This window comes from Flavihumibacter sp. CACIAM 22H1 (genome assembly GCF_001601815.1).
Taxonomy (GTDB): Bacteria; Bacteroidota; Bacteroidia; order Chitinophagales; family Chitinophagaceae; genus Flavihumibacter.
On record NZ_LUKG01000027.1, the window covers coordinates 35561 to 51735 of the forward strand.

A 16175-nucleotide genomic window follows, 5' to 3' on the forward strand; every position below is an offset into this window, starting at 1 on the left:
GACAAAATAACCGGTTTTTTGTGAAGAAACTTCTGTATAGCCTTTCCTTTGTAATCGCTACCGTGCTTCTTATTGAGTCCTGTACCAAGATCCGGACAACCCAATTGGGGGGAGGTTTGATCCCTGCCGTGGACAATGTAAACGTATTTGATACAACCATGGAGGTATTGACCACGGCCTATGAATTGCCCGACAGTACCCGTATCTCCTCCACCGCTTTACATGCGTTCGGGTTACTGGAAGACCCTGTTTTTGGCAAAACAACCGCAGAAATTTACCTGCAGCTGGAGCCCTCCACTTTTTCGGGCTACCCTTTCGGATCGGTACCGGACAGTATCATCGGATTAGATTCTGTTATTCTCTCACTTCGCTATAATTCAGTTTACGGAGACACCAATTCCATACAATCTTTCAAAGTATATGAAATTGACCAATCTGCTCCTTTTACCGATACCTCGCTTGGTTATCTGATCAGTCATCCAACTTTTCAGCTGGCGCAGCAGATCGGGGAAAAATTGAATGTGCCTTTCCATACACTCAATGATAGCTTAACGTATATACGGGTTAAAGACACGGTAAAAACCGTGAATGAACTGCGCATTCCCCTTACCAATGAATTTGGAATGAAGCTGATCAATATTGACACCGCCACTTATAATTCCAAAAAGGATTCGGCATTTGAGAAAAAGTTCAGGGGATTGGCAATTGTTCCGGATGCAGGCTCCTCGGTAAAAAAGGCCCTGGCTTATTTCAATATTGCAGATGCAGAAGGAACCAAAATCAGCTTCCACTATCGCAGAACCCGTAACGGCGCACCCGATACTACCATTACCACTTTTATCTATAATTCAGCGGATGGTTCCTATACCAACCGGGGAAATGCCAACCTGATTTACCGCGATGTTTCCGGCACGCCGTATGAAACTATGTTACAGAATGGCGCTAACAACAGCCAGCAGGAGCTCTACCTTCAAAGTACCCCGGGTTCTTACAGCTTACTTAAGATTCCTGGCCTACAGGCATTAAATAACCGGGTTATTTATAAAGCCGCGCTTATTATGGAACCTTTGGAAGGGAATGAGGAAGCCAGTTTTCCTGCACCTGGATTGTTATTCCTGGACGCGGTAGACAGCGCCAACTCGCGTTTTATTACCGTTCCCAACTCCTGGGTTTTTCAGCAAAACAGTTCTCCTTTATTTTATGATCCGGGAAGTTTTGGCGGATTCCTGCTGAATAAAAAGATTGAATTTGACCTTTCTGCTTATGTACAGGGAATTGTAACGCGTAAAGAAAAATCCTATGCGCTCCGCTTATTTGCACCGTACTCAACCAGACCAGTTATTTCTCCGTCAGGAACCAATCAAACCCAACTCCAGATCAGTAACCGCGTGGCTGCCGGCAGAGTAGTGGTAGGAGGAGGGGCACATCCCACTAAAAAATTGAGGCTTTACCTCGTTTATTCCAGGTTGTAATGGTTTGACAGTTATATTTGCTGCGAATTTTTTTAATAAATAAATAGTTACATGCCTTATTTATTCACTTCCGAAAGTGTATCAGAAGGACATCCTGATAAAGTGGCCGACCAGATTTCTGATGCCCTGATTGATAATTTCCTGGCATTCGATCCTCAATCGAAAGTGGCTTGTGAAACCCTGGTTACTACCGGTCAGGTAGTTTTGGCAGGCGAAGTAAAATCGAAAGCTTACCTGGATGTACAGGAAATAGCCCGTGGAGTGATCCGGAAAATAGGGTATACCCGGAGTGAATATATGTTTGAAGCCAATTCCTGTGGGGTATTCTCCGCCATTCATGAACAATCTCCCGATATCAACCAAGGGGTTGATCGGAAGAAGAAAGAAGAACAGGGTGCGGGAGACCAGGGTATGATGTTTGGGTATGCTACCAACGAAACAGAAGATTATATGCCCCTGGCATTGGACCTGGCGCATAAATTATTGCAGGAACTGGCCGCCCTTCGCCGGGAAAATAAACAGATCAAATACCTGCGCCCCGATGCAAAAAGCCAGGTTACCCTGGAATATGATGATAACAACAAACCGGTTCGTATTGATGCCATCGTGATTTCTACGCAGCACGATGATTTTGATGCGGAGGGAAAAATGCTGGCGAAAATTAAAAAAGACATGATCGAGATCCTTGTACCAAGGATTAAATCAAAATATAAAAAATACGCCAAGCTCTTTAATGACAAAATCAAATACCATATCAATCCTACTGGTAAGTTTGTGATCGGAGGCCCGCATGGTGATACCGGCCTGACCGGCAGAAAAATTATTGTAGACACCTATGGCGGAAAAGGTGCACATGGTGGAGGTGCTTTCAGTGGAAAAGATCCTTCCAAAGTAGACCGTTCTGCAGCGTATGCCACCCGCCATATTGCAAAAAATCTGGTTGCTGCCGGGTTATGTGACGAGGTGCTGGTTCAGGTATCCTACGCCATCGGAGTTGCCCAGCCAATGGGAATTTATATCAACACCTATGGTACGGCAAAAGTAGACCTAACGGATGGCGAAATTGCTAAAAAAGTGGAGAGCATCTTCGATATGCGCCCTTATTATATTGAGCAGCGGCTTAAGTTACGTTCGCCTATCTACAGTGAAACGGCTGCCTATGGCCATATGGGCCGTAAACCGGAGATCGTGGAGAAATCATTTAAATCACCCGATGGTAAAATAGTGAAGAAAAAAGTGGAACTTTTTACCTGGGAAAAACTGGATTATGTAACCAAAGTCAAAAAAGCCTTTGGTCTCAAATAAAGAGGAAGCCACCTTCGGGTGGCTTTTTGATTAACTTTACAACATGAAGTCATTTCGTTCCCAACCGCAAAACCGGCCAAAAAAATCTAGCCTGATCATCGGAAAAGCAAAATTGCTGGCTGCCCTTAAAGAAGGCAAACAGTTGGAGCGGATTTATCTAATGCAAACCCTTCACGGAGCCGAGGTAGAGGAAATAAAAAAACTGGCCACCCAGCAACAGGTACCTATTAATAAAGTACCGGTGGAAAAACTCAACGGTTTTAATATAACGGACCATGAAGGGGTGGTGGGCCTGATTGCTAAGATCCAGTACCAGGACCTCCAGGATACCATCAGTTTTATCGTAGAAAAAGGCGAAACGCCGTTATTACTGATCCTGGATGGAATTACGGATATCAGGAATATTGGTGCAATTGCCAGAACCGCGCTCTGTTGTGGCGTACAGGCCATTATTATTCCAGATAAAGGAGTAGGTGCATTAACGGAAGATGCTATTCAAACCTCGGCAGGGGCTCTTGAAAAAATTGCTGTTTGCCGGGTAAACAGTCTGATGAAAGCGGTTGATACCCTTCACCTTAACGGAATACAGGTACTTGCCAGCGAAATGACCGCGGCAGATTTAGTATACGATTGTGACTTCAAACAACCTATAGCCATAATTATGGGAAGTGAAGACAAAGGAATATATCCGGCACTGATGAAAATTGCAGACGGCGTTTTCCGGATACCGATGCTGGGCGGTTTTGAATCATTGAACGTGTCCGTAGCTACCGGCATGATCCTGTATGAAGCACAAAGACAACGGAATCGTTCCATTTAATTTAAAACAACGAATTTAGCGTACTTTACTTGCCTATGTCCACTACTCAACACTTGCAACTGGTGGAGTGCCCCCGGGATGCTATGCAGGGATGGCCGCAAATGATCCCTGCTTTCCAGAAAGTAGCCTACATTAATGCGCTCTTACATGTAGGATTTCATACCATCGATTTCGGAAGTTTTGTGTCGCCCAAAGCAATACCACAGATGGCAGATACTAAAGAGGTACTGGAAGCACTTGACTTAAGTGCTACCCGATCCGGCTTACTGGGTATTGTTGCCAACACAAGAGGCGCGGAGGAGGCGGTTGTTTATGATAGCATCCGGTCGCTCGGCTTCCCTTTTTCAGTATCTGAAACCTTTCAACGCAGAAATACCAATAGCACCATTGAACATTCTTTTCAGACCGTGGAGGAAATTCAACGTCTCTGCGAAAAGAAAGGCAAGGAACTGGTAATCTATCTTTCCATGGGCTTCGGTAACCCGTATGACGATCCCTGGTCGGAAGAAATAGTCCTGGACTGGGCAGAAAAAATTGCCGCGTTAGGCGTACCGGTAATATCACTGGCGGATACCGTCGGGTTGGCAAGCCCGGAACAGATCAGCCGTTTAACAAGCACACTTATAGAGGCATTGCCAGCAGTGCAAATTGGGGTACACCTGCATGCCAAAGCGGATAACCGTACGGAAAAGCTCGAAGCCGCGTTTAACGCCGGCTGCCGTCGTTTTGACGGTGCCCTGAAAGGCATTGGCGGATGCCCGATGGCAGGAGATGTACTGGTGGGTAATATGGATACTGCCTTTATTATTAGTTACCTGGAATCAAGAGGCATAGAAACAGGGATTCATAAAGGAGCACTTCAAAAGTCGATATTACTGGCTAAAGAAGTCTTTTCGCCGGTTGTACTATGAAATGGATGACAGATATTCAATGGAAGGGACCAGAACCGGGAATCTGCTATAAAGACCCGGTATTTCTGATCGGCTCCTGTTTTACTGAACATATCGGTAACAAGCTTCAGGAACTGAAGTATTCGGTTCTACAAAATCCGCATGGCATATTATTCGATCCTATCAGTGTTTGCAACAGCCTGGTAAGTTATCTCGAAAACAAACGATACCAGGAAGAGGACCTGTTTTATTACAATGAACTCTGGCATAGCTGGTCACATCATTCCAGGTTTTCCGGAATACACAAGCAGGCTGTATTAGAAGGAATGAATGCAGCAAGGGAGGCCGCCACGGAGTTTTTGAAAAAATCCAGGTGGCTGATTATTACACTTGGCTCGTCTTATTCGTATCGCCTAACAGAAAAAGGGGAGTACCCCGTTGCAAACTGCCATCGGTACCCTGCCCAGCACTTCCGGAAGCATTTGTGCAGTATTGATGAAACGGTGGCTGCCCTCGACAATGTGCTGCATCGGTTGTTTCGGTTTAACCCATCGCTGGAAGTGATATTTACCGTAAGCCCGGTACGGCATTTGCGCGATGGTGTGGTGGAAAATAACAGGAGTAAAGCCAGGTTGCTGGAAGCTGTACATCACCTGGTGGATAAATTCAACCGGCTCCATTACTTTCCGGCCTATGAACTGGTCATTGATGTACTACGCGATTATCGTTTTTATGATATCGATCTTGCACACCCTAATTACCAGGCTACCAGCTATGTGTTGGAACAATTCAAGCAAACTTATATTCAACCAGACGCGCAGCTTCTGATGGATAAAATTCAACAAGTGGTAATTGCCGGAAAACATACTGCTTTTCAGCCGGAGACAACTGCACACAAGAATTTTCTTCAAAATTTTGCCCAAAAAACACGCGAGCTGCAGGACGCCTATCCCTACCTTGATTTTTCGCGCGAACTGGCTTATTTCCAGTCGGGCGAAAAAGGTTGAACCGCTTCCATTTTTTCGAGCAGGATCAACTGGTTAAAAGCTCGGTGCAGGTTCAGGTCTTCCTCGTTGAAGGTAGTGCGCGGGGCATTCCTAAGGTAATCAGTCGTAAACAGGAGGGCCTGCAGGTAAGTGACCAGTAATCCCGCGCAGGGTAGCAGTTTTATTTCCTCTTCGGTAAGGCTATTTTTTACTAATTGCAGGTAAGTAGTAAGCAAGCTGTCGTAAACGGGCTGGGAAATACCTACATTTTCCCAAACCCGGCTGTCCTCGTCTTCGGTAGAGGCAACGGTGCGTAGGAGTTCGCCCAGGTCTGAAAAGAATAGGCCTGGCTTTACTTGCTCTATACCCAGCACCGACCAGGCTTTATGTGTTTCGGCATCAAACAGCGTATTGCCGGGCCCGGCACTACCATGCATCCATCGCAGCGGAAAGGTTTTTTTATCGGATAGGATCCGGTTATACAAAGCCAAATAAGGAACTCTTTCGCGCAGGCTGGCAATTACATGGGTGGCTTTCAATAACTTTTTAATAGGGGCCTGCTCAATAGCTGTTTCCAAGCCCTTTTTACCAGCGTTTAAATTGTGCAGATCGGGTAAGCCTGGCTGTCGATCAACCATAGGTTGTTGGTTGGCAGTTCTAAAAAAGCGGGCATACGCGCTGGCAATCTCTGTTGCCAGGGGAGCATCGCAGCGGGTTATCTGATAAAGATCCGGAACAGCACCGAGGACAGTCCAAATAACAGGTGCTTCCACCGTTTCTGTGTTACACAGCCATTGCCAGCTACCCTCCAGGTTGTTAGCTAAAGCTGTTATTGGTAGTTCCTTCAGTATAAAGGCTGGCCCTTGTACCGGCAGCACTTCGTAACTGGAAAGATTTGCCAGTTTGCCGAGGGGTACTATATTGGCTATTTGCCGGCAAAACTGCGTAGCAGCTTTTTTTACGTACTCAGGTACTTGCATAAACGGCTTGTTTAATGAATCCGATCACCCCGCACGCTAAGTTGCTGCATGATCAAGGTTTCAGCTTCCAGCCATTCAGCCCAGCGTTTACGAACGATCTCTTTATCTATATAATGTTCTGCCAGTTCAATAAAAAGTTTATAATGCCCTGCTTCACTTTCCATGAAACGGCGATAGAATTTGCGGAGGTATTCGTCTTGTAAACCTTCGCTCAGACGTTTAAAGCGCTCGCAGCTACGTGCTTCGATCATAGCCATGGTTAGAAGGCGATCCAGGAAACGAAGGTCTTCATGACCACCTTTTTGCTGAAAGTTAAGCAGGTGATTGACGTATTCGTCCTTGCGTTGCTTTCCCAGCCTGCCCCCTCTTTTTTCCAATTCCTGTAATACCAGCCTGAAATGCCCCCTATTCTTCCGTAACTATGGGGGCCAGCTCTTTTACCAGCAGGGTTTTATCAGAATAGCGTTGAATAAGAGAAATGCAGGTGGTAGCCGCTTTTTGTTCGCAATACGCATGATCGGTAAGGATATCTTCCATGGAAATTGCGGCCAGGTCTACCCACCTGGGGTCGGTGGGTAATTGCAGGCCCAGTATGTTCCTGACTTCTGATGAAATTTCTTCTTCCATATGTTGCGTAAAATTTGAGGACAACCCGTATGGTTGCACGCAAAAATAGGAAATGGTGCCGGCTTCCGCTTGCTGGTTATTTGATCAGCATCAGTAGCAGCAATACCATAAACAAAAAACCAAGTAGGTGTTTTGCCTTCAGAGTTGATATAATTGTCCTGCTTTTCATACGTATTTGACAACAAAACAGCCACTTGGTTAGCTTAAATAGTGTTAAATGGAAATTAATATTATTTTTAGCGCATATTAACCTTGCGCTATATGAGGAGATACCTGAGTTTTGCCGCCGGAGCGCTGGCTACTATCGGACTTGTTTATACGCTGGACAGCCGGCAAGTATTACCGGCGCCCCTGGGTAAATTGCTGAGCCCTCAACATGGAATCTGGCAAAATGCAGAACCTGTTGATCAAACCTATAACCTGACTTTTTCCTTTCCAGAGCTTTCAGGCCCGGTTTCCGTTTATATGGATGATCGTCTGGTGCCCCACGTGGTTGCCGGTAATGAGCCCGACCTTTATTTTGTACAGGGGTTTTTGCATGCCAAATTCCGTCTCTGGCAAATGGAGTTTCAGACGCATGCGGCGGCTGGGCGAATTAGTGAAATCCTGGGTACAGGTCCGGGCGGCCGCATCCTGAACTATGACCGAAGTATGCGGAGGTTGGGCATGGTCTATGCCGCCGAACAATCGGTTAAAGAAGTGGAAAAATCGCCGGAATCACTGGCGCAGTACGAAGCCTATGCAAAAGGGGTGAATGCGTATATTGACCAGCTAACCATTGCGGAGCTGCCTATTGAATATAAATTACTTGGCTATTATCCCGAAAAATGGTCGATCCTGAAAACGGCTCTTTTCCTGAAATACATGAGTTATGACCTGGCAGGTTCGGAGTCTGACCTGGAATTTACCAACGCACGCAGCGTTTTTTCCCAGATGGACTATGAACAATTGTTTTACTACCTGGCCGATTCTCTGAAACCCGTGGTGCCAAACACGCTGCAGCAACCCTACCCGGCTGGTCCGGCTATGAACCTGGAGCCACCGGCAGATGCGGATTCTCTTTATTTTTCTTTCCAGGGAGATACGGTCAGCAATGTGCTGGAAAATAAACCAAACCCTGAAAATGGAAGTAATAACTGGGCGGTATCCGGTGCTAAAACAGCCTCTGGGCGGCCCATTTTGAGCAATGATCCACACCTTGGGTTAAACCTGCCTTCGCTCTGGTTTGAAATGCAGTTAACAACGCCCGAATTCAGCGCCTATGGCGTTAGCTTTCCCGGATCGCCGAATATAATTATCGGGTTTAATGAAGATATTTCTTTTGGGTTTACCAATGCTGGCAGGGATGTAAAGGATTATTATGAAATCAGGTTCCAGGATGCCACCAAATCGGCGTATTGGTTTAACGGCGCCTGGAAACCAGCAGAGAAGCGGGTTGAAATCATTAAAATCAAAGGAGAACCAGATTTACAGGACACCGTAACCTACACGCATTTTGGCCCGGTAATGTACGATGATTCCTACAAGATCGATGATCAGACCATCCGCTACCTGGCCGTACGCTGGAAAGCACATGATCCCAGCAATGACGGACGTGCTTTTTATGAGCTGAATCACGCAAAAAACCTGGCCGACTACCAGGAAGCTATTAAATACCTTACCTGTCCTGGTCAGAACTGCATCTTTGCCTCCAAAACCGGCGATATAGCCCTTACACAACAGGGTGTTTTCCCGGCAAAATGGAGAAGGCAGGGTGACTTTATTATGAAAGGGACCGATAGCTCCTATATGTGGCGAGGCATGATTCCGACTGAAGAGAATCCAAGGATGATCAACCCGGAACGCAATTATGTAAGCAGCGCTAATCAATTGGTAGCGGATGGCAGCTATCCCTATTATACAGGAACAGAATTTCCTATCTACAGGGGCTATATGATCAATCGGCTGCTCGATTCCATGCAGCAGATCCGTCCGGAGCAAATGATGGAAATGCAACTGAATGATTATGTGGTGAAAGCAGAGTTTGCCCGGCCTATTCTGCTAAAAACAAACCCGGCCAGCCTAACAGAATCGGGTAGAAAATACCTGGAGATCTTTAGAAAATGGAATTTAAGAAATGAGCCCGGCTCGGAAGGCGCTACTGTATTTGATTTCTGGTGGAAGCAATTGGAGCGTTCTGTATGGAGCGACGAGTTTGAACAAACCGATCTGCCAATGCCCTGGCCCTCCGAGTTTACGCTGGTGGAAAGCCTCCTGCGAGACTCAGTGTATTCCTTTACCGATAATATCAATACAGAAACAAAAGAAGGACTGGAAGACCTGCTGGCCAGCTCTCTTAACCTGGTTTCAGATTCGTTGGATAAACTAGCGGCAAAAAATGAGCTAGCCTGGGAAAAAGTAAAGGCAACCGGGGTGAATCATCTTTTAAAAGTTATCAAGCCGTTTAACCGGTCTGACCTACCGGTAGGGGGTGGCAAAGGAGTAATCAATGCTACCAGTGCTGATCATGGACAAAGCTGGCGAATGGTAATTCATATGACAGATGATGTGGAAGGATATGGGATTTATCCGGGCGGACAAAGTGGTAACCCGGGCAGTAAATACTATGATAGCTTTGTAGACGACTGGGCAGCGGGTAAGCATTACCGTTTGCTCTTCCTGAAACGCGGAACAACCAGCGATCCGAAAATCAGGTGGACGATGGAATTCCGCAAAGGCTAGCATGAAAATAATTTTAACATGAAATTTATCATTTCAACGATACTCACTGCACTGTTAAGTTTTGTTCTCGGTTTATATTTACCGTGGTGGAGCATAGCTATTGGTGCATTCATAGTTGCCATTGCCATACCCCAGGCAGGATGGAAAGCATTTTTATCAGGATTTATTGCACTGTTTTTATTATGGAGTATTCATGCCTGGTTGATCAATGCGGCAAATGAAGGAATTCTTGCAAAAAGAATGTCCATGCTTTTGCTTAACATCGAAAATCCCCTGCTCTTGATCCTGGTTACAGGTGGGTTAGGAGCATTGGTAGCCGGATTAGCAGCACTAACAGGTAGCCTTGCCAGGAAGATGTTTTAACCTATGCAGAAATTTTTATTGGTTTTATTAATGCTGCTCCAGCAGGGGCTGCTACGTGCCGGTACCATCAGTGGATATGTCAGGGATGAAAATGGCAAACCCTTGCCCTATGCTTCCATCTATATCAAAAACGGAAAGGAGGGTACCACATCCGGTGTAAATGGCTTTTATCAACTGAATTTACCCAATGGAAATTATACCCTGGTTGCCCAACATGTGGGATATACCAAACTGGAGCGTAGCATTGAGCTAAGCAGTGCCAGCTCCCAGCTAGATTTTACCTTACAATTACAGCAGGCAACACTAAGTGAAGTAGTGGTAAAACCAGGGGCGGAAGACCCTGCATATGAAATAATCCGAAACGCCATTAAAAAAAGAAAGGAATACCTGGAGGAAATGAGTGGTTTCCAGTGTAAAGTATATACCAAAGAACAATTGCAGCTGCGTGATTTTCCGAACAGGTTCCTGGGGCAGCGAGTTGATTTTGAAGACGGTGATACCAGTAAACGGAAAATCCTTTATTTATCAGAAACGGTCTCTAATTATTCCGTGAAAGGCCCGGGTTTGGATAAACTTGAAGTGGTCTCTACCCGGGTAAGCGGAAATAGTAATTCATTCGGATTGAGCCTGCCGCGGATTATCAATTTTTACCAGAATAGTATTGTGGTGCAGGGCCTGAACCAGCGGGGGTTTATAAGCCCGATTGCCAGCAATGCCCTGCATTATTACCGCTATAAATACGAAGGAAGTTTCTGGGAAGAAGGAAAAGAGATCAACCGTATCAAAGTTATTCCGAAACGGAAATTTGAACCGGTATTTTCCGGAACCATTCTGATCACCGAAAATGACTGGCGCATTCACAGCCTGCAGTTACAATTGTTGAAGGAATCACAAATGGAAATCCTGGATACGCTGAAGATTGAACAGTTATATGCACCCTTCGAAAACGATCAACAATGGGTTATCCGTAAGCAGGTACTTTATCCAACTATAAAAAGATTTGGTTTTGATGCCATCGGAAGTTCGGTGACGGTTTATTCCGATTTCAACCTTGAACCAGGATTCGCCCCCAAATTCTTTAACAATATTGTGATGAAGTATAACGAGGGATCGAATCGGAAATCGGTTGAATACTGGGATTCTATCCGCCCCCTTCCCCTGCAGCCGGAAGAATTATTGGATTACCGTAAAAAAGATAGCCTGGAGCTGGCTCGCAAGGATCCACGTTACCTTGATTCACTGGACAGGATTCGAAACAAATTATCCATAATGGGTTTATTACTGACGGGAGAAAGTTTCAGCATCCAAAAAAAGCGGGTAACCATCAACGTTAATTCATTGCTGCAATCCGTGAGTTATAATACGGTAGAAGGGTTGGCACTAGCGGTATCGGGGGTATGGAATAAACGACTTGATTCGCTTAATAGCGGAAAATCTATCAGCCTGAAGCCTACGATCCGGTATGGGTTTTCCAACGGCCACCTCAATGCAAGGTTGCAGGGCACGTATAATTTCGGAACCAGTAATGCTTCCAGCCTCAGCTTCAGCGGGGGGAAATACGTATTTCAGTTTAACAATGAAGCACCGGTTGGCCCCCTGGTTAACAGCTTTGCCACTTTGTGGAGAGAGCTCAATTATATGAAAATTTACGAGGCCTGGTATGGAAAACTCCAGTACCGGAAAGAATTAAACAATGGATTTGTTATAACCGGCGGATTAAATTATCAGGACCGCTGGTCGGTGAACAATACCACGGACTATAAATGGCGCGATCTTAAAGCAAGGGAGTTTTCACCCAATTTACCCGGGGCACTGCTGGCAGCGCCGATGGAAGCGCACAAGGCATTTAGTACGGAACTTGCCATTAGCTGGAAACCAGGATTGCGTTACGTAGAGTTTCCCGATAGGAAATTAAACCTGGGTTCTAAATATCCTTCCATGTCCCTGGCGCTGACGAAAGGATGGAAGGGGATCTTTGGTTCGGATGTAGATTACCTTAAATGGGAATCGGGCATCCGGGATGAGTTGAACCTAAAGATCGGCGGCCTGTTTCAGTACAATGTTTCGGTAGGTGGTTTTTTGCAACGGAATGCGGTTCAGGTGCCTGATTTGAAACATTTTAATGGTAATCAATTATTGTTTGCCAATCCGTATATGAGTAGTTTCCAGGCATTGCCTTATTATGCCTATAGTACCAATTCGCGTCTCTGGATGGAAGGCCATGTGGAACATCATCTGAATGGATTGCTTACCAATAAAATTCCTGGCTTCCGGCAACTCAATTGGTTTTTAGTGGGTGGGGTCAATGCAATTTGGCTTGATGGAAATCGTCATTATGGAGAAGTGCTGATAGGTTTGGAAAATATTCTCAAAATTATGCGGGTAGACCTGGTAATGCGCTTCGACCAGGGGCGTTTTTCAGGAACTTATGGCAGGCTATCCATCCGGGGGTTCTCCTTTGGTTCCAACGATTAAACCACTGATCAGAATTTCATATCTTTGCGGCGTTCAGGAAATTTTGTTCACCAGGCAAGTGTCCTTAAAATTTCATAATTAATGCCCGTATTACACAATAGAGTCTCCCAGGAGGAGCTGAAGCGTCGTTTAATGGAGGAAACCGAACCCCGGACCACCATATCTTTTTACCAGTATTTTTTGATAGAAGACCCCCAGGCATTTCGGGATCAGTTGTATGTCCGGTTAAATGCATTAAAGGTATTTGGCCGCATTTATGTGGCGAAGGAAGGTATTAATGCTCAAATTAGCGTGCCCTCCGGAAACCTGGAGGCTTTTCGAAGCTATTTGTATAGTATTGAACCCTTAAGCGGGCTCCGGTTGAACATTGCCGTGGATGACGATGGCAAATCCTTCTGGGTTTTGAAAATTAAAGTTCGGGATAAGATCGTGGCAGATGGAATTGAGGATCCGACGTTCGATATGCAAAATAAAGGCCGCTATGTAGATGCGGCAACCTTTAATAGCCTTACAGATGACCCCTCCACCATTGTGGTAGATATGCGGAATCATTATGAATATGAAGTAGGGCATTTTGACCGTGCTATTGAAGTACCGAGTGATACATTCCGGGAGCAGTTGCCGATGGCGGCAGAGATGTTAGAGGCAGATAAGGATAAAAATATTATCATGTATTGCACGGGGGGCATCCGTTGTGAAAAAGCAAGCGCCTATTTGCTGCACAAGGGGTTTAAAAAGGTATTTCACCTCGAAGGTGGCATTATTCAATATGCCAATAAAGCAAGGGAACAGGGGCTGCCGAATAAGTTCAGGGGTAAAAATTTTGTGTTTGATAACCGGCTGGGAGAGCGGATCTCCGATGAAATAATTGCCCGCTGCCACCAGTGTGGCGAACCGGCAGATGATCATACCAATTGTGTAAATGAAGGCTGTCACCTGCTTTTTATACAGTGCAAAGCCTGTTCAGAAAAATACGAAGGTTGCTGTAGTGCGGCCTGTCAGGAAGTAATTCATCTGCCTTTGGAGCAGCAACAGGCGCTTCGTAAAGGCATTACCAAAGACCAGAATATCTTTAATAAATCCCGTCGTCACCGGTCGGGTGCCACCGGTTCGGTTGCTGCTGGAGACAATACAACTCTTTGATCCTCGTTTATTTAGTTCGGCCTGGTGGAGGGCCGGAAAATAGGTGCCTTATGATCAATAGACTGTTGTTACAGGTGGGCTGGGCCCAGAAAGAAAGGGTGGTAGAAGAGGATCGGGCCATGGATTCTTTAGAAATGCGGAAAATGCGCATTTTTAACCGGTTAAACTGGATGGGATTGTTGACTGGTATCTGCTTGCCCATAGCCGGTTTGTTAAACAATGATCAACTTCCCGTAATTGCCTGGGTGGTGGCTTGTTCCCCGGCGTTTATAAGTGGAACGGTTTTGGCCTTTACTTACTGGGAAAAATCAACTGCTGCATTAATGATTTATTTCACCTGTTACCCGGTATTGAGTACCCTGGTGTATGCAGCTGATCTTGACCTGGGAATTGAACTGTTTTTTATATTATACGGCGTATTATCGGTTTTTTTTCTGCCCAAACTACAACAGGTTATCTTCTGCGGTACCATCGCAGCCCTCTGCTATATACTGGTATATGTGCTCAAGCAGGATTATACGACGGAACTCTCAACCCTTAATTATCCATTTTTTGTCGGCAATCATTTATTAGCGCTTTTCTTTATTTTTTATGCCTTGTACCTGATAAAGAAAGAAAATACGGGGTACCAGGCAGAACTTATTGCTTTCAATGAGCGTTTGCAGGCGAAAAAAAAATTGGTGGAAATGCAATCTGCCCAGTTAAGCGAACTCAACACGCTCAAGAATAAGTTGTTTTCGGTAATTGCCCATGATCTGAGAACTCCGATGTATGCCCTGAAAAACCTGTTTCGTAATATCGAGCAATACGATTTGCCCGCTGAAGAAGTGAAGATGATGATTCCGGAAATAAACCAGGAAATGCAATTCACCACCAACCTAATGGAAAACCTGCTACAATGGGCCAAAAGCCAGCTGCAGGCTGCAGCTTCTTGTCCCGAGCAGCTTAATATGGCGGTATTGACCAGGGAACTTGTTGCACTGGTACGGCTGCAGGCAAATTCTAAATCAATCGAACTAAGCAATGAACTGAAGGAAGATGCCCTGGTTTGGGCCGATAAGGATATGACTCAGATGGTGCTCCGGAATTTGGTGACCAATGCGCTGAAGTTTACGCCTGAGAGGGGGTTGGTGCAGATTGGCGCAAGGGAACTGGATACACATATCGAGGTCTATGTGAAAGATAACGGCAAGGGAATGACGGCTGAAACCATCGAAAAATTACAGGAAAATGCTTTTTTTACCACCCAGGGAACCAATAACGAGGCAGGTACCGGCATTGGCTTAATGCTTTGTCGCGAGTACCTGCACCGCAACGGAGGTTGGCTGAGCATCAGCTCTGAACCGGGCCGCGGAAGTGAATTCCGTTTCACACTGCCGCGCACTCAACCGGTGAAAAACTAAGAATCCCCTAACTTTGCCGGGCTGAGGCCGGAAAAGGCCTCCGGAAGATCAGCTTATGAAATTGTTTCCAGAATCGGCGGTAGTACAACTGGAGTTTGAAAAAATCAAGACCCTTTTAGAAGCGCATTGTAAAACTGAATATGCCCGTTCCAAAGCCCGGGAGCTCAGGATTCATACCCGTCTTAGCTTTATCGAAACCGAACTCAGGCAAAGTCATGAGTTCAGGACCCTGTTGCAAAACGCACTTTATTTCCCCAATGATTTTGTCCTTAACCTGGCGAAAGAATTAAAACTGCTGGGTATTCCTGGTGCCGTATTATCGGGCGAGCAATTTGTAGAAATTCGCAAACTCGCCGAAAATATGGACCGGATTTTTCGCTGGTTCGATAAAGAACGCAGAGAAACCTATCCTGGCCTCACCCGGGTAATTGAAGGCAGTTATTACGAAAAAGCCATCCAGGCCGCTATACAGGAAGTATTGGACGAAAACGGAAATGTGTTGGATCATGCCTCTGAAGACCTGCGGCGAATCCGCATTAGCTTGTATAAAAAAAAGGCGGATCTCCGAAGAGTGTTTGAACGTGTTATCCAGAAATTAAATAAACAGGGATACCTGGCAGATATCGAAGAGTCTTTCCTGAATGGGCGTAGGGTGGTAGCAATTTTTGCCGAGCAAAAACGCATGATCAAGGGTATTCTGCACGGTGAAAGCGATACCCGCAAAACCGCCTTTATTGAACCCGAGGAAACCATTGAACTGAATAATGAAGTATACTCCCTCGAAAATGAAGAAAGCAGGGAAGTGTACCGGATTCTGCGAAGTTTAACAGCGCAGATGGCAAAACATGCCCCGCTGCTGACATCCTATCTCGATATTTGTGGCGAATATGATTTTATCCGTTCTAAAGCCCGGTTTGCAGACGAATACAACGGTGAATATCCCATTGTAGTAGACAAAGCCCATATACACCTGGTAAAAGCCTATCATCC

General features: G+C 45.6%; 13 protein-coding genes and 1 pseudogene. 11 read left to right on the forward strand and 3 right to left on the reverse strand.

The genetic code is table 11. The features are described from left to right. Positions 1-20: 20 nt before the first annotated feature. From A1D16_RS09625 to A1D16_RS09645, 5 genes are read left to right on the forward strand one after another with little or no spacing between them, the layout of a single operon-like run. Positions 21-1472 carry a DUF4270 family protein gene (locus A1D16_RS09625; RefSeq protein WP_290709148.1) on the forward strand — a complete coding sequence of 484 codons (1452 nt, stop codon included), beginning with the start codon at positions 21-23 and terminating at the stop codon, positions 1470-1472. A 51-nt stretch (positions 1473-1523) separates the two neighbouring features. After that, a complete protein-coding gene (gene metK / locus A1D16_RS09630; RefSeq protein WP_290709149.1) occupies positions 1524-2777 on the forward strand; it encodes a methionine adenosyltransferase in 1254 nt (417 codons plus the stop codon). A 43-nt stretch (positions 2778-2820) separates the two neighbouring features. Next, on the forward strand, positions 2821-3597 hold the full coding sequence (gene rlmB / locus A1D16_RS09635; protein ID WP_290709150.1) for a 23S rRNA (guanosine(2251)-2'-O)-methyltransferase RlmB: 777 nt from the start codon (positions 2821-2823) through the stop codon (positions 3595-3597). Positions 3598-3632: 35 nt separating this feature from the next. Continuing rightward, positions 3633-4508, forward strand: a complete 876-nt coding sequence (locus A1D16_RS09640) for a hydroxymethylglutaryl-CoA lyase (RefSeq protein ID WP_290709151.1) — start codon at positions 3633-3635, stop codon at positions 4506-4508. After that, on the forward strand, positions 4505-5494 hold the full coding sequence (locus A1D16_RS09645; RefSeq protein WP_290709152.1) for a GSCFA domain-containing protein: 990 nt from the start codon (positions 4505-4507) through the stop codon (positions 5492-5494). The genes A1D16_RS09640 and A1D16_RS09645 overlap by 4 nt, the downstream gene beginning before the upstream one ends. On the opposite strand, the gene A1D16_RS09650 is transcribed toward A1D16_RS09645, so the two are convergent. Genes A1D16_RS09650 through miaE (A1D16_RS09660) form a run of 3 tightly spaced genes read right to left on the reverse strand, consistent with a single transcriptional unit; the run spans position 5467 to position 7080 of the window. Continuing rightward, on the reverse strand, positions 5467-6453 hold the full coding sequence (locus A1D16_RS09650; RefSeq protein ID WP_290709153.1) for a hypothetical protein: 987 nt from the start codon (positions 6451-6453) through the stop codon (positions 5467-5469). The genes A1D16_RS09645 and A1D16_RS09650 overlap by 28 nt on opposite strands. A gap of 11 nt (positions 6454-6464) precedes the next feature. Next, a complete protein-coding gene (gene miaE, locus A1D16_RS09655; RefSeq protein ID WP_290709154.1) occupies positions 6465-6830 on the reverse strand; it encodes a tRNA isopentenyl-2-thiomethyl-A-37 hydroxylase MiaE in 366 nt (121 codons plus the stop codon). Between the two features lie 28 nt (positions 6831-6858). Then, positions 6859-7080: a tRNA isopentenyl-2-thiomethyl-A-37 hydroxylase MiaE gene (miaE, locus tag A1D16_RS09660; RefSeq protein WP_290709155.1), complete on the reverse strand. Its 222-nt coding sequence runs from the start codon at positions 7078-7080 to the stop codon at positions 6859-6861. 261 nt (positions 7081-7341) lie between these two features. On the opposite strand from miaE (A1D16_RS09660), the gene A1D16_RS09665 reads away from it, so the two are divergent. The 6 genes and pseudogenes from A1D16_RS09665 to A1D16_RS09690 all read left to right on the forward strand — a co-directional run. Beyond that, a complete protein-coding gene (locus A1D16_RS09665; RefSeq protein ID WP_290709156.1) occupies positions 7342-9801 on the forward strand; it encodes a penicillin acylase family protein in 2460 nt (819 codons plus the stop codon). Between the two features lie 18 nt (positions 9802-9819). Then, positions 9820-10164, forward strand: a complete 345-nt coding sequence (locus A1D16_RS09670; RefSeq protein ID WP_290709157.1) for a hypothetical protein — start codon at positions 9820-9822, stop codon at positions 10162-10164. Between the two features lie 3 nt (positions 10165-10167). Continuing rightward, positions 10168-12639, forward strand: a complete 2472-nt coding sequence (locus A1D16_RS09675; protein WP_290709158.1) for a DUF5686 and carboxypeptidase regulatory-like domain-containing protein — start codon at positions 10168-10170, stop codon at positions 12637-12639. A gap of 81 nt (positions 12640-12720) precedes the next feature. Next, on the forward strand, positions 12721-13782 hold the full coding sequence (locus tag A1D16_RS09680; RefSeq protein ID WP_290709159.1) for a rhodanese-related sulfurtransferase: 1062 nt from the start codon (positions 12721-12723) through the stop codon (positions 13780-13782). 50 nt (positions 13783-13832) lie between these two features. Continuing rightward, the gene (locus A1D16_RS09685; protein ID WP_290709160.1) at positions 13833-15185 is read left to right on the forward strand and encodes a HAMP domain-containing sensor histidine kinase; all 1353 of its coding nucleotides are present in this window, start codon (positions 13833-13835) and stop codon (positions 15183-15185) included. Positions 15186-15240: 55 nt separating this feature from the next. Continuing rightward, positions 15241-16175 (forward strand): annotated as a pseudogene (locus tag A1D16_RS09690) (DNA mismatch repair protein MutS); the annotation flags it as partial.

Coding starts and splice junctions, on each gene's coding strand:
- metK (WP_290709149.1), top strand. CDS start 1,524: ATGCCTTATTTATTCACTTCCGAAAGTGTATCAGAAGGACATCCTGAT.
- rlmB (WP_290709150.1), top strand. CDS start 2,821: ATGAAGTCATTTCGTTCCCAACCGCAAAACCGGCCAAAAAAATCTAGC.
- A1D16_RS09640 (WP_290709151.1), top strand. CDS start 3,633: ATGTCCACTACTCAACACTTGCAACTGGTGGAGTGCCCCCGGGATGCT.
- A1D16_RS09645 (WP_290709152.1), top strand. CDS start 4,505: ATGAAATGGATGACAGATATTCAATGGAAGGGACCAGAACCGGGAATC.
- A1D16_RS09650 (WP_290709153.1), bottom strand. CDS start 6,453: ATGCAAGTACCTGAGTACGTAAAAAAAGCTGCTACGCAGTTTTGCCGG.
- miaE (WP_290709155.1), bottom strand. CDS start 7,080: ATGGAAGAAGAAATTTCATCAGAAGTCAGGAACATACTGGGCCTGCAA.
- A1D16_RS09665 (WP_290709156.1), top strand. CDS start 7,342: ATGAGGAGATACCTGAGTTTTGCCGCCGGAGCGCTGGCTACTATCGGA.
- A1D16_RS09670 (WP_290709157.1), top strand. CDS start 9,820: ATGAAATTTATCATTTCAACGATACTCACTGCACTGTTAAGTTTTGTT.
- A1D16_RS09675 (WP_290709158.1), top strand. CDS start 10,168: ATGCAGAAATTTTTATTGGTTTTATTAATGCTGCTCCAGCAGGGGCTG.
- A1D16_RS09680 (WP_290709159.1), top strand. CDS start 12,721: ATGCCCGTATTACACAATAGAGTCTCCCAGGAGGAGCTGAAGCGTCGT.
- A1D16_RS09685 (WP_290709160.1), top strand. CDS start 13,833: ATGATCAATAGACTGTTGTTACAGGTGGGCTGGGCCCAGAAAGAAAGG.